General features: G+C 61.8%; 11 protein-coding genes and 3 pseudogenes. 5 read left to right on the forward strand and 9 right to left on the reverse strand.

Features of this window, described 5'->3' with window-relative positions; translation table 11 throughout:
- A pseudogene (locus V7D69_RS09430) lies at nt 1-1266 on the forward strand (hypothetical protein); the annotation flags it as partial.
- Between the two features lie 55 nt (nt 1267-1321).
- Nucleotides 1322-3265: an excinuclease ABC subunit UvrC gene (gene uvrC, locus V7D69_RS09435; RefSeq protein WP_333605651.1), complete on the forward strand. Its 1944-nt coding sequence runs from the start codon at nt 1322-1324 to the stop codon at nt 3263-3265.
- Nucleotides 3266-3267: 2 nt separating this feature from the next.
- Here uvrC and ligD read toward each other — a convergent pair.
- Together ligD and V7D69_RS16185 are read right to left on the reverse strand one after the other, a co-directional pair.
- Nucleotides 3268-4404, reverse strand: a pseudogene (ligD, locus tag V7D69_RS09440) (DNA ligase D); the annotation flags it as partial.
- Between the two features lie 207 nt (nt 4405-4611).
- Nucleotides 4612-5005: pseudogene (locus V7D69_RS16185) on the reverse strand (UdgX family uracil-DNA binding protein); the annotation flags it as partial.
- Between the two features lie 177 nt (nt 5006-5182).
- On the opposite strand from V7D69_RS16185, the gene V7D69_RS09450 reads away from it, so the two are divergent.
- A complete protein-coding gene (locus V7D69_RS09450; RefSeq protein ID WP_324063486.1) occupies nt 5183-6340 on the forward strand; it encodes an acyl-CoA dehydrogenase family protein in 1158 nt (385 codons plus the stop codon).
- On the opposite strand, the gene V7D69_RS09455 is transcribed toward V7D69_RS09450, so the two are convergent.
- The 4 genes from V7D69_RS09455 to V7D69_RS09470 form a co-directional block, all read right to left on the reverse strand.
- Nucleotides 6324-6956 carry an ATP-binding cassette domain-containing protein gene (locus V7D69_RS09455; protein WP_324063488.1) on the reverse strand — a complete coding sequence of 211 codons (633 nt, stop codon included), beginning with the start codon at nt 6954-6956 and terminating at the stop codon, nt 6324-6326. The genes V7D69_RS09450 and V7D69_RS09455 overlap by 17 nt on opposite strands.
- The gene (gene modB / locus V7D69_RS09460) at nt 6946-7647 is read right to left on the reverse strand and encodes a molybdate ABC transporter permease subunit (protein WP_324063490.1); all 702 of its coding nucleotides are present in this window, start codon (nt 7645-7647) and stop codon (nt 6946-6948) included. The genes V7D69_RS09455 and modB overlap by 11 nt, the downstream gene beginning before the upstream one ends.
- A gap of 7 nt (nt 7648-7654) precedes the next feature.
- On the reverse strand, nt 7655-8425 hold the full coding sequence (gene modA, locus V7D69_RS09465) for a molybdate ABC transporter substrate-binding protein (protein WP_333605652.1): 771 nt from the start codon (nt 8423-8425) through the stop codon (nt 7655-7657).
- A gap of 91 nt (nt 8426-8516) precedes the next feature.
- Nucleotides 8517-8897: a winged helix-turn-helix domain-containing protein gene (locus V7D69_RS09470; protein ID WP_324063494.1), complete on the reverse strand. Its 381-nt coding sequence runs from the start codon at nt 8895-8897 to the stop codon at nt 8517-8519.
- Nucleotides 8898-9114: 217 nt separating this feature from the next.
- On the opposite strand from V7D69_RS09470, the gene V7D69_RS09475 reads away from it, so the two are divergent.
- Nucleotides 9115-9321: a hypothetical protein gene (locus V7D69_RS09475; RefSeq protein WP_324063496.1), complete on the forward strand. Its 207-nt coding sequence runs from the start codon at nt 9115-9117 to the stop codon at nt 9319-9321.
- A gap of 14 nt (nt 9322-9335) precedes the next feature.
- Here V7D69_RS09475 and V7D69_RS09480 read toward each other — a convergent pair whose 3' ends face one another.
- Both V7D69_RS09480 and V7D69_RS09485 read right to left on the reverse strand, forming a co-directional pair.
- Entirely contained in the window at nt 9336-10784 is a 1449-nt protein-coding gene (locus V7D69_RS09480; RefSeq protein ID WP_333605653.1) for an efflux transporter outer membrane subunit, read from the reverse strand.
- A gap of 33 nt (nt 10785-10817) precedes the next feature.
- Entirely contained in the window at nt 10818-11927 is a 1110-nt protein-coding gene (locus V7D69_RS09485; RefSeq protein ID WP_324061059.1) for an HlyD family secretion protein, read from the reverse strand.
- Between the two features lie 71 nt (nt 11928-11998).
- On the opposite strand from V7D69_RS09485, the gene V7D69_RS09490 reads away from it, so the two are divergent.
- Nucleotides 11999-12781: a tyrosine-protein phosphatase gene (locus V7D69_RS09490; protein WP_333605654.1), complete on the forward strand. Its 783-nt coding sequence runs from the start codon at nt 11999-12001 to the stop codon at nt 12779-12781.
- Between the two features lie 38 nt (nt 12782-12819).
- On the opposite strand, the gene V7D69_RS09495 is transcribed toward V7D69_RS09490, so the two are convergent.
- Nucleotides 12820-13025: alpha/beta fold hydrolase (locus tag V7D69_RS09495; RefSeq protein WP_333605655.1), on the reverse strand; the 206-nt coding region annotated here is incomplete at its 5' end.

Genomic DNA, 13025 nt, shown 5'->3' on the forward strand with positions numbered 1-13025 from the left:
ATCGATCGCCGAGCTGTGACATTCCATGAAGTGTCCAGTTCGCGCCTTCGTTGGGGGGTGAATCTTTCCGGCAGTCTCGGCGGCGGCGGATCAGGGGCCGGAGGCAGGGCTGCCGTCGGTTCGTTAGGCGATACGGCGCCGGCTCGCGCCATGCCTGAGCAGTCCGCGGTCGGTTCCAAGGGGCCGATGCCGGGAGCGCCGGGTGTGGTCGCACCGGATGGCCGGCCAAGCTTTGACTCCTCGCGTTTCGTGGCCATTCGTCAGCAGCTTTGTACACCGACAGCGGGCCCTTCGGATCTGTCGAACTTACCCGAACGCTTGCGTGCGCGCCTGGCCGGGCCGGACGGCAAGATCGATCCCGAAAAGCTCGCACAGTTCAAGGCCCGTGTCTGTTCGGCCGAGGGGCAAGGCGGGTTTGATCCGGAACGCATGGCTCGTCTGCGCACGCTCTTGTGTTCAGAAGGAACCCCCGATCTGACAGCTTTGCCCGAACGGATGGCCGACCGGTTGCGAAGCTCCGATGGGAAGATTGACCCGGCGCGGCTTGCTCAAGCGCGCCAGCGGCTGTGCGCCGCACCCGCGCCGAGCGGCGCGATTGGCGGGCCACCCCTTTTGTCGAGGGATGACGCGGCACCGCCCGCGATCGATCCGCGCTCTGGAACGGGGCGAGCGGAAGGCGGCATGGCCGGTTTGAGGCAATCCGATGAAAATCGGGGCCGGACTTCCGACCGGGCGGCAGGACGCGGTTCCAGCACCGGCTTGGGCGGACCGATGATGGGCGCGCGCGGTGGGCGAGGAAGCCGATGGAATCTTTCCATCTATCACACGTGGCGCTTCACGGACCGCGTACAGGTGATCGATGGCGGGCCCGTGTTGAACGAGTTGGCCGGCGATGCCATCGCTGCTGGGGGCGTGCCCCGCCACTCCATCGAGGCCGAGGGAGGGCTGTTCAAGAACGGTTATGGTTTGCGTCTGCAGACCCAATGGAATGCTCCGGCGCGAGTCAACGGGGGGCGTTCAAATCTACGCTTCGGCAGCACTTTCAACATGACACTGCGCATTTTTGCTGATCTGGGCCACAAAGACGATCTCGTTTCCAAGGTGCCGTTCTTCAAGGGGTCGCGCATCTCGCTGAAGATCGACAACCTGCTCGATTCGCGTCAGCGGGTGACAGACCAGAACGGCGCTGTGCCGATCGCTTACCAGCCCGCCCTCCGCGATCCCCAGGGTCGCGTGATCGGCATCGATTTCCGCAAGATGTTCTGACGCCTCGCTCCGCACGACGCTTTCCCTGAGGCGGTTCAATCTCTATCTGGCAGGCATGGCGCGTACCCCTGCCGGCACTCCCGAACATCCCACGGGCCTCGAACGCTTTAACGAGGAGCGGGCGACTTATGCCGTGCGCGGATCGGATCAGCCCGATTTGCAAGCCGGCGTGGAGGTGATCCGCGACACCGTGCGCACCCTTCCGACCAGGCCGGGCGTCTATCGCATGCAGGATTCGCGTGGAGAGGTGCTTTATGTCGGCAAGGCACGGGTACTTCGGAACCGCGTTGCCAATTACACCCAGTGGGAACGCCTTCCCAGCCGGCTCCAGCGCATGGTCAGCCAGACGCGCTCCATGACGATCGTGACGACCAATTCGGAGGCAGAGGCATTGCTGCTGGAGGCGCAGCTTATCAAGCGCTTCCGTCCGCCTTACAACGTGCTGCTGCGAGACGACAAATCGTTTCCTTTTATCCTGTTGCGTGTCGATCATGCGTTCCCACGGATCATGAAGCATCGCGGCGCCCGCAAGGCCAAGGGCAATTACTACGGCCCTTTCGCCAGCGCCGGTTCAGTGAACACCACCATCAATGCGCTACAGAAGCTGTTCTTGCTGCGCAGCTGCACTGACAGTTTTTTCGCCAGGCGGGACCGTCCCTGTCTGCTCTATCAGATCAAACGTTGCTCCGCGCCTTGCGTCGGCCGGATCGACGAAGCCGGTTACGCGGAACTGGTACAGGAGGCGAAGGACTTTCTCGGCGGCAAGTCCGGCGTGGTCCAGCGCAAGATCGAAGCACAGATGGCTGAGGCGGCCGAAGCGCTCGATTACGAGCGTGCCGCCATGTTGCGCGATCGGTTGCGCGCGGCCACGTTCATTCAGGGCAGCCAGGCGATCAATGCCGAGGGTCTGGGCAATGCCGACATCTTCGCAATGGCCAGCAAGGGCGGGCAGATCGGCGTGCAGGCGTTCTTCATTCGCGGCGGCCAGAACTGGGGCCATCGTGCCTTCTTCCCCACTCATACCGAAGGACTGAGCGAGGAGGAGGTGCTGCAGAGCTTTCTGGCCCAATTCTATGAGGAAGTGCCGCCGGCACGCTGCATTCTCATCGATCGGGAATTGCCCGAGGCGGAGCTGTTGGCCGAAGCTCTGCGCGAAGGGGCGGGCGGAAAGGTGGAAATTTCCGTGCCTCAGCGTGGTGCTCGCAAGCGCCTCGTCGAGCAGGCCACGCGCAACGCGGTGGAGGCGCTCGATCGCCGCCTTGCCGAGCGCGGCACGCAGGCGAAGATCATGCGCGAACTGTCCGAATTTCTCGAATTGCCTGAAGTCCCACAGCGCATCGAGATTTACGATAACAGCCATATTCAGGGCGCAAAGGCGCTTGGCGCGATGGTGGTTGCGGGACCGGAAGGCTTCCTCAAGAACCAGTACCGCAAGTTCAACATAAAGTCGGCGCAGACGGATGACGATTTCGCCATGATGCGCGAGGTCATGACACGGCGCTTTGGCCGCGCACAGGAAGAAGACCCGGAGCGTGAAGGTGGCGCCTGGCCTGACCTGGTCCTGATCGATGGCGGCAAGGGGCAGATGAACGCGGTTAAGGACGCGCTTGAGGAACTGGGCATCGAGGACATTGCGCTCATCGCGATCGCCAAGGGTCCGCATCACGGCCGCGAGGGCCGCGAAGTCTTCCACTTCCCTGATGGGCGCGAGAAAATGTTGCCCGTGAACTCGCCGGTGTTATTTCACCTTCAGCGCCTGCGTGACGAGGTGCACCGCTTCGTCATTGGCGCTCATAGAGACAAGCGCAGCCGCGCGATCAGCGCCAGCCCGCTTGACGAGATTCCCGGTATCGGGCCGGCGAGAAAGCGGGCGCTCCTGCTGCATTTCGGCACCGCCGGAAAAGTGCGGGCGGCCAGCCTGCAGGACCTGCAGCGGGCACCGGGCGTCAGCGCGGCGGTGGCGCAGACCATTTATGATTTCTACCACCCGAGCGGATGAATTTAAAGCTCCGGCAGCGATTGGACGGCGAAGCCCCACCCATGCAACTCTTCCGCCCTGTCGATCAACTTGCCGGCATCATCGATTGAAAAGGGGTGGGCATCCTTCATCTCGTCGAGTTCATCCCATGCGATAGGCACCGCTACCGGGGCTCCGACCCGCGCGCGCGCGGAGTAGGGTAGAACCGCTGTGCTGCCGCGCTGGTTGCGCAGCCAGTCAATGAAGATGCGGCCCTTGCGCTTGGCCTTGCTCATCGTGGCGACGTAGCGTTCCGGCGTAGCGATACTCATGGCTTCGGCGAAGCGTCGGGCAAAGTCCTTGTGAACATCCCAGTTGTGCCCACGTTGTAGCGGCAGGATCACGTGAACCCCCTTACCACCGGAAAGCATGACGAAGCTCATAAGGCCGAGATCGGCCAGCTTGCCGCGCAGTTCTTTCGCGGCGCGTTTGCATTCGGCGAAATCGAGCCCTTCATCCGGATCAAGGTCGAAGATCATGCGGTCGGGCCGTTCCACCTCATCGGCCCGCGCCCCCCAGCCGTGGAACTCGATTGTGCCCATTTGCACACAGGCGATGATCCCCGCGGCATCCGTTACGTAAAGGTAATCTTCCGTCCCCCCTTCTTTTTCCTGGATCGGGACGTGACGAACGTGTGGTCCGAAAGATCCGCTGTCGTGTTTCTGGAAGAAGCATTTCTTCGCCCGGCCCTGAGGACAGCGCACCAGGCTGATGGGGCGGTTGGACGCGAAGGGCAGCATCAGCGGAGCGACGGCGATGTAATAATCCGCCAGTTCGCCTTTGGTCTGCCCGCTTTCGGGAAAGATGACGCGGTCACGATTGGTGATCTTTAGGTCAATATCGGCTTGGGGCACGGGCTTCGGCTCCTCAGGCTTTACGGACCTGGCCGACTTGTCTTCCCGCAGCCCCAGAAAGCTGCTGTGCCGGACGCGGCCTTCAGCCGTCAATTCGCTGAAGGCCACTTCGGCCACAAGTGCCGGATCGACCCAGGTTGCGCCGCGCGCCTCCATCCTGTCCATCTCCACGGGCGGAGTTTTCCGCACCAATCTAGAAAGTTTGCGGGCTATCTCGTCGATCGTGTCGGCATCGAAGCCGGTGCCGACTTTGCCGCGGTAAACAAGGGTTAGCGAGGCCAGCAAGATCTTCGTCGAAACAACGTGTCTCACGCTCACGCATCTCGTCCCGTAACCGCAGAAGATAGCTTGGATGTACGGTATCCAAACTTGAGAGCCATCAGGTTGCGCAATCGGCCGGCCACGCTCGCGTCCGATCGCCGGGCTGCGGCCCAGCACTTCACGCGCCGCGCTGACGCCGAGCGCCAAAATGGCGCCGGGGCGCACCAGCCTGCGTTCGCTGTCAAGCCACCACCGGCATATGTCGATCTCGCCCGCCGTCGGCCGCTGGTGCAACCGGCGCTTGCCGCGCGGGACGAACTTGAAGTGCTTTACGGCATTGGTGATATAAGTCCGCTCGCGCGATGCCCGCGGTGTCGAGGTGCTGGTTCAGTAAGTGGCCTGCTGGCCCAATGAAGGGGCGCCCCTCGCGCTCCTCTGTATCGCCTGGCTGCTCTCCCACGATCATTAACGCAGAGTGCGCTCGTCCCTCTCCCATAACGGCATGAGTGCCGTTGCAACCGATCGGGCAGCGGCGGCAGGTTGCTATGGCCTTGGCAATAGCATCCAAGCTGTGGGGAGGGGTTTCAGCGGAGAGGACTGTCGGCATTACGCGAGGCTGCTCCTTTCATTCGGAACGAGTGAAACCTCGCGACGTTCCGAAAGGTGGAGATAAGCCGTTGAACGAAATTAATGTTCTACGCAGCGTAATATCACTTCTTCATTCCGTATCGATCTTGCTCTATGCGGGCGGCCATCGCCAAGATAATGGGAAAGGACCGAAGGCATGCGCGCTACCCCTCAGTTCGACTTTGCGTTGAGCGAAGCGGCGCAGATGATTCGCGAAACTACCTCGCGTTTCGCGGACGAGCAGATCGCTCCATTGGCCGCGAAGATCGACGCCGAGGATTGGTTTCCACGCGCGCTGTGGCCGGTAATGGGCGAACTTGGCCTGCACGGCATCACCGTTGAGGAGGAATGGGGCGGAATCGGCTTGGGTTATCTTGAACACGTCGTCGCGGTGGAGGAAGTTTCCCGCGCCTCGGCTTCTGTCGGGCTGTCTTATGGTGCGCATTCGAACTTGTGCGTCAATCAGATCCGCCGCTGGGGGTCTGATGAGCAAAAGGCGAAGTATCTGCCCAAGCTGATCTCGGGCGAGCATGTGGGCAGCCTGGCCATGTCAGAGACAGGCGCGGGATCGGATGTCGTCGGCATGAAACTGAAAGCCGATGCCGTGCCGGGCGGCTTTCGTCTCAACGGCACGAAGTTCTGGATCACTAACGGCACTTACGCCGATACCTTGGTGGTCTATGCCAAGACGAGCGAAGGCTCCAAGGGCATCACCGCTTTTCTGATCGAAAAGGACATGGAAGGTTTCTCGATCGGCCAGAAGATCGACAAGATGGGTATGCGCGGCTCCCCGACATGCGAGCTAGTCTTTGATGACTGCTTCGTACCAGAAGAAAATATCATGGGCCCGCTGCATGGCGGGGTCGGCGTGCTGATGAGCGGGTTGGATTATGAGCGGGTCGTGCTGGCTGGGCTGCAGTTGGGCATCATGCAAGCGTGCCTTGATACCGTGATCCCCTACGTCCGTGACAGGAAGCAGTTCGGCCAGTCGATCGGCGCCTTTCAGCTGATACAGGCCAAAGTTGCGGACATGTACGTCGCGCTGCAATCGGCGCGGGCTTACGCCTATGCAGTCGCGCGCGCTTGCGATGCGGGGCAGACCACCCGTTTCGATGCGGCGGGCGCTATCCTGCTGGCGAGCGAAAACGCCTTTCGGGTCTCTGGCGAGGCGGTGCAGGCATTGGGCGGGGCGGGATACACCAAAGACTGGCCGGTGGAGCGTTATCTGCGCGACGCCAAGCTGCTTGATATCGGCGCCGGCACTAACGAAATCCGCCGCATGTTGATCGGGCGCGAACTTATTGGGGCGGTGTGATCGGGATGATCTGGCGGGCCAGTCGCTCCACTTCCGACCGATCATGGCTGACGTAAAGGATCGGCAGTTCCAATTCGTCGCGTATCCGTTCTATCAGGCACAGGATCTCCTCTCGTCTTTCGGTGTCGATCGAGGCGAGGGGTTCGTCCATCAGCAGGAACTTTGGCGCGCAAAGCAGTGCGCGGCCGATAGCGACGCGTTGCGCCTCGCCGCCCGAAAGCGTGCGCGGCATGCGGTCGAGAAGATGATTGATCCCCAGCAGATCGAGCGCAAGGTCCACGGAGAGCCAGCGCTCTTCCGGTCGCGCGAGCTTCCAGCCGTAGAGAAGATTATCAAGCACCGTACGGTGTGGGAACAAGCGCAGGTCCTGGAATACATATCCGCAACGCCGTTTCTCCGGGCGCAGATCAATGCCCGCCACCTTATCGAACAGTATTGTTCCAGCAACCGTGATGCTGCCTTGCACCGGGCGCACCAGCCCCGCCACGGCGTCAAGCAAGCTCGTCTTGCCCGCGCCGGAACGGCCGAATAACGCCGTCAGTCCCGGCCCGGCGGTAAATTCGTAGCTCATGCGAGCCTTGCCACGCTCAAGCGTTATCGCGATGTCAAAGGACATGAACGTCCGTCCCGTGGCCGTTCCGGCGCGCAAGCCATTCAGAGACCGCCAGTGCCGCTATCGAGAGCAGTACGGACAATCCCGCCAGCCGCGCCACTTGCAGGTCCGATCCGGGCACCTGTAGGGCGCTGTAGATCGCCAGCGGCAACGTTTGCGTTTCTCCCGGAATGTTCGAAGCAAACGTTATTGTTGCGCCGAATTCTCCCACCGAGCGGGCAAGCCCGAGAACGAGGGCGGCGATAATTCCTGGCATGGTGAGCGGAAGCGTGACGGTAAGGAACGTCCGCCATGGTCCTGCGCCCAGGGTGCGGGCGGCGCTTTCTAGTCGACGGTCGACGGCTTCCAGCGAGAGCCGCATGGCCCGGACCATCAGCGGCAGCGCCATGATCGCCGCGGCCAGCGCCGCGCCGGTCCACCGAAAGATGAACGTCAGGCCGAAAGCATGTTCGAAAAAGCGGCCGAGCGGCGCGTTCGCGCCGAATGTCAGCAGCAAGAGCCATCCCGTCACTACCGGAGGCAGAACAAGCGGCAGATGCACCGCGGCGTCCAGCAAGACTTTGCCGGGAAACCGCCAGCGCGCCAATATCCATGCCAGCGCGAAAGCGGGTGGCAGGCACGCTGTTATGGCAATGCCGCTGACTTTCAGCGAGAGCTGCAGAATTTCCCATTCCTGAGGTGAAAGTGACTGCACGCGCGGATTATTTCGTGCCGAATCCAAAGCGGTGGAACAGGGCTTTACCTTCGGTAGAGATCAGGAAGCGGCGAAAGCCTTCCGCCTCCGGGTTTCTCGATGAGGCCAGAAGGGCAACCGGATAGCTGATCGGATCGTGGCTGGCCGCCGGGAAGAGACCAATGACCTTTACGTCAGGGTCGGCCTTCGCGTCTGTGCCGTAAACAATGCCGAGCGGCGCGGCCCCGCGGCTTACCAAGGCCAGCGCCGCGCGAACGTTCTCAGCCGGTGCGAGCTTGCCTTGGACCGAAACCCATACGCCAAGCTTGGTAAGAGCCTGTTTGGCATAGAGGCCGGCCGGAACGCCGGCCGGGTCAGCGATTGCCAGGCGGCCGGTGCCAAGCGCTTGTGCCAGCGGCATATTCGGCCGGACTGCAAGCTTCACGGCGCTGACACGGGGCGCAATCAGAACCAGAGTGTTGCGCAGGAATGAAACGCGCGTTCCCGTCTTAAGAAGCTTTCTGCCGGCGAGTTCGTCCATCCAGGGCTCGTCGGCGGAAACGAACATGTCCGCCTGCGCACCGGCTTCAATCTGCCGGGCGAGCGCGGAAGATCCGGCGAACGAGATGCGGGGGCGCGGATGCCCCCTTGCGCTCCAGGCATCGGCGGCGGCGTTCAGGGATTCCTGCAAGCTGGCGGCGGCGAGCACTAAAGGCGCTTCCTTCTGCTCGGCTGCTGTTGCGATGGGGGCCATGATTACCGCTAGCAATGCAGTCAGAAGAGCGAGCGCCTTGCGCATCAAAACAGTCTCCGCATGAGTAATATGTTTCTATGTATATGGATGAATTGCGCTTGCCTAGGCGATAAGATCCGGCTCGGCCGTCGTGGGATCAAGATTTCTGGCTGATCCTGGGCTCTGGTAAAAGCAGGCCGATCAATGCGGCTTGGTCTGCGTTTTGCGCTGCGTGTTCGAGCGTCTGAACCAGCGCTCGATAATGCGCGAGAACCCGCTTTCCCATGCCGGTCAGCTGTGCGCCGCTGCCCTGAGCGCGGCCTGGCGCGGCATGAACGAGGGGCGACTGCCAACATCGATTCATCGTGTCAACCAGTAGCCATGCGCGCCGGTAGCTCATGTTCATCGCCCGGCCGGCGGCGGAGATCGATCCGTGTTTGCGGATCGCCTCCAGAAGGTCCGCCTTGCCCGGCCCCATCGCGATCTCGTCCCCGCAATGGATCTGGACCTTGATCTTGAGTTGCGGTGGCGCGTTCATGACCGGAAACTATGCCGACGGCTCTATCGCGGCAAGCGCGATGGCGTATCGGGGGGGGGGGGGGCACGCCGCTGCGACCGGCGGATGCAAATGAGGTTTTCGATAAGCGTCACGTTATGGTACGCTCTCCGGGCACGAGGTTGGAGGATGACGTCAAACGGCGCGCTCCGGGCCTGCAAAAGCAAGTTCCGCTCGTGCAAGGGGAACGAGGGGTGCCATGAAGGTTGCTGACAAAAATGTCGGCCCGTTTGAACGCAGGCAGGACCTGAGCGTCGATTTCGACCAAGGGAATGCCACGTCGACGGGGCGGCCTCCAAAGAGTTCGTTCGATCGCGAGATTGAGTATGACGCGCGCAATCTGATCGTGGCGATCGTGATTTGCGTGATCTGCTGGGCGGCCTTGGGTTTTTTCCTCTTGTCCTGAGAGGCGAAACGCAATCAATCCGCAGGCTTTTCCGGTCCTTCGGCGATCCATCCCCCGGCCGTCGCGACATACAGTCGAGCGATATTTTGGTATTGCCGGCTGCGTGTTTCGACCAGGGCGAGCCGGGCGCGATGATAGGAGCGGCTGGCGTCGAGCACTTGTAGGATGCCGCTGTTGCCGACCTGGAAGCTGCGACGGGAAAGGTGCAGCGAACGGTCAGCGATTTCCACCGTCTCGTGGCGCGCGGAAAGTTCGCGACCGTCGCTCTCCAGTGCAGATAGCATCCCTGAGACTTGCCCGAAGGCTTCAGTGACGACTTGCTGGTACTGTGCGGCTTCGCTTCTGGCTTCGGCTTCAGCGCCCCGCTTATTGGCTCTCAGGGTGCCGCCATGAAAGATTGGCGCCGTTACACCTGCGAAGATATCGAAGCCATTGAAATCGCTACTGGCTATCTTGCCCAAGTTCGAGCTTGCTTGAGCGAGCGACGCGCCCAGGGTGATGTTGGGATAAAGCTCGGCCGTAGCCACGCCGACCGCTGCGACGGCGGCATGAAGCCGCGCCTCTGCTTCAAGAATGTCTGGCCGCTTATGCACCAGCGCGGAGGGCAGGGCGACCGGCACGCTGGCGGGCAAGACAAAATCATTGAGGCTGAAATCGGTCGCCTCCAATTCGGCGGGAGAGATGCCTAGCAGTACCGCAAGCATGGACCGCCCTTCTGCCAACTGCTGTTCAAGCCCCGGCAGGTTGGCACGGTCGTCGGCAAGCTGGCCCTGGGCGCTCAGCACCTCCACTAGCGTGCCGGCGCCGGCGTTCTTGCGTGCTTTCGTGAGCGAGAGATTGCGATCATCTTCGGAGAGCAGCATCCGTTCGGTGGCGATCCGGTCGTTAAGCGCTGCGATGGCGAGGACTTGGGCGACAACACGCCCGGCGATGACAAGATGCGCCGCCTCAGTGGCGCGGGCTTGTGCTTCGGCTTCCGCGCGTGCCTGTTCCAAGGCGCGGCGGTTCCTCCCGAAGAGATCGAGATCATAGGAGACGCCGCCGCCCACCGTATAGAGGTCGAACTCGGGATTGGGGATTTTGGTCCCGCCGAACCCGTTAAAACCGAAAGCGGCAAGGTTCACACGCTCGTATTCCGCCCGCGCCTGAGCGTCGATCTGAGGCAGCTTGCGGCCGGCCACCGCCGCAATCCGCTCACGCGCCTTTTCCAGAGTAGCTCTACTGGCCGCAAGGCTGTGATTACCTGCCAATGCGCGCGTTACGAAGGAATCGAGCTGCGGTGAACCGAACGCCTTCCACCATTGCGCTTCGGCCCCCTGTGCCAATGTGGCGCGGCTGCCGCCGTCGTTGGCATAGCCTGCCTGGGGAGAGGGCGGGGGTGGCGGGACGAAGTTCGGGCCCACGGTCTTGCAGCCGCTTGAGAGCAGGAGCGCGAGCAGCGTGGCGACGGTTAGGCGCTTCATGTCATTCCCCGACTGGGCCGCTTGCAGCGTGCTCTATGGCTTATGGACCGGTGTGCTGGGCGGTGTGTCTGGCCCGATGAGATGGCGCTCGTGACCGGTGTCGACCTCTACATCGGCGCTCAGGCCGGCGCCCAGCGGCAAGTCGCGCGGGGCGTCATCTATGGCGATCTGAACCGGTAGTCGCTGCACGACCTTTACCCAGTTTCCGGTCGCATTCTCCGCCGGCAGGACAGAGAAGCTGGAACCCGTGCCGGGGCTGAAGCTTTCTACGTGACCTTTCAGCGGACGGTCAGGAAAGGCATCGACCTCGATTTTCGCCGGCTGGCCGACGCGCATGTAGCGAAGCTGGTTTTCCTTGAAGTTCGCCTGCACCCAATAATTCAGGGCCGTGAGCATGAACACCGGCTTGCCCGGCGTCACGTAATTGCCGACTTGAAGTTGATTGACGCGTGTGACCACGCCGTCCTGCGGTGCGCGCACCACTGTGTCTGCCAGGCTGATCCGGGCTTGCGCCAGCTTGGAGGCGGCTTTGCGCACGTCTGGCTGCGCATCCACAGGGCCGCTCGCCATGCCTGAGAGGTTGGCGAGAAGGCTGCCTGCTTTGGCCTGCGCCGCTGCGATCGCGTCCCGCGTCGTGCGTGCCTCCGTCACTGCCTGATCGTATTGCGCACGAGAGGATATGCCTTCGGCCAACAGAGATTTCTGCCGCGCCGCTTCACTGGTGGCCAGATCAAAGCGCGCCTTGGCGACATTCACTTGTGTCAGCGCTTCCTGGTAGTCGGCGCGCGCGGAACTCACATCCGTCCGGGCGTTGGCCAGTTCGGCCTCCGCTTCCGCGACGGACGTCTGGAAGGTGTCGGTCCGGATGCGGAACAGTACGTCGCCCTGTTTCACCCGCTGATTTTCATGCACTTCCACTGAGACTACGGTGCCCGCGACATTTGGGCTGATCGCAACCATCCCGGTCTGCAGCGAGGCATTGTCGGTCGACTCGTAACGTCCGCCGGTGAGGTAGAACCATCCTCCGCCGATCAGAAGCATCGCTGGCCCGGCCAGCATCAGCACTGTGCGTAGGCTCCGCTTGCGAGGCGAGATGGTCGGCTCGTTTTCGCTCTCAGCGGAAATCGTGCTCTCAACGTTCATGGAACTTCCTGTCGTGACTCCTATTGCCGATACTAAGCATGGCTACTATCGGCAATAGGAAGGTGCAGATCATGGTCGAACGCGTCCTTTTGCTGAAGGGTGTCCATAACTTCAGAGATTTCGGCGGCTATGCCGTCGGCAGTGGCGGGCGACTGCGACGCGGCGTGCTCTGGCGGTCCGGGCAGCATGATGGTGCGACCGATTCGGATCTGGACATCATAGCGCGTATCGGCCTTGCTAACGTGTTCGATCTGCGCACGTCGAAGGAACGGCAGATTTACCCATGTCGCCGGCCGCAAGGCTTCGCGGGAGAGGTGTTCTTCAGCGAAGATCCAGTTCAGGCTCATGCGCCTCATATCGCTGCAGCGCAGACTGTGCGGCAGCATACGCCGAAATCAGTGCGTGAAAGTCTGATGCGCAATTACGCGCGCATGCCTTTCCGTCCGGAACTGCAGGCCATGATGCGTGTCTGCACTGTCCGTATCGTGGAAGGAAACGGGCCGAACCTGATAAATTGCATGGCGGGTAAGGACCGCACGGGAGTGGTGGTTGCGATGCTCCTTTTGGCGACTGGCGTGCATCGTGACGACGTGATGGAGGATTACCTCCTGACCAATATCGTTGGAGATGTCGAAGCGCGCATAGCCGCGGGCGCGGCAGCCGTCAGAGTGATTGCCGGGCCCCAGGAGGATGCGGTCTTGCGTGTACTGATGGCAGTGGAGCCCGAATATCTCGAAATTGCCTTCGCAGCGGTGGAAGATCAGCATGGCACGATCGAGGGCTATCTGGGGCGGGTGCTGGGCCTTGATTCTGCCATGCGGAAAAAGCTGCGCGCCGCGTTGGTCGAGGAATGAACACGTCTACCGGGCGCTGTCTGACCGAATACGCCAGTTCAGCTCAGGAATGACTTCACATCCGCTACAAACCGGTCGAACTGGTCGTGGTGAAGCCAGTGGCCGGCATTTTCGTATTCTATCAACCGGGCTGTCGGGAAATGAGCCATTCTTCCGTCGGAGGCCGGGCTCGACGCAAAGCTGTTCTTCCCCCAGAGCATCAGGATCGGACAGGTGATCGCCTGCCAAAGGTGGATGATGTCGT

This window comes from Novosphingobium sp. (assembly GCF_036733805.1).
Classification (GTDB): Bacteria; Pseudomonadota; Alphaproteobacteria; order Sphingomonadales; family Sphingomonadaceae; genus Novosphingobium.

What these genes read in the sequence shown, in the direction of transcription:
- uvrC (WP_333605651.1), top strand. Translation starts at nt 1,322, where the DNA reads ATGGCGCGTACCCCTGCCGGCACTCCCGAACATCCCACGGGCCTCGAA.
- V7D69_RS09450 (WP_324063486.1), top strand. Translation starts at nt 5,183, where the DNA reads ATGCGCGCTACCCCTCAGTTCGACTTTGCGTTGAGCGAAGCGGCGCAG.
- V7D69_RS09455 (WP_324063488.1), bottom strand. Translation starts at nt 6,956, where the DNA reads ATGTCCTTTGACATCGCGATAACGCTTGAGCGTGGCAAGGCTCGCATG.
- modA (WP_333605652.1), bottom strand. Translation starts at nt 8,425, where the DNA reads ATGCGCAAGGCGCTCGCTCTTCTGACTGCATTGCTAGCGGTAATCATG.
- V7D69_RS09470 (WP_324063494.1), bottom strand. Translation starts at nt 8,897, where the DNA reads ATGAACGCGCCACCGCAACTCAAGATCAAGGTCCAGATCCATTGCGGG.
- V7D69_RS09475 (WP_324063496.1), top strand. Translation starts at nt 9,115, where the DNA reads ATGAAGGTTGCTGACAAAAATGTCGGCCCGTTTGAACGCAGGCAGGAC.
- V7D69_RS09480 (WP_333605653.1), bottom strand. Translation starts at nt 10,784, where the DNA reads ATGAAGCGCCTAACCGTCGCCACGCTGCTCGCGCTCCTGCTCTCAAGC.
- V7D69_RS09485 (WP_324061059.1), bottom strand. Translation starts at nt 11,927, where the DNA reads ATGAACGTTGAGAGCACGATTTCCGCTGAGAGCGAAAACGAGCCGACC.
- V7D69_RS09490 (WP_333605654.1), top strand. Translation starts at nt 11,999, where the DNA reads ATGGTCGAACGCGTCCTTTTGCTGAAGGGTGTCCATAACTTCAGAGAT.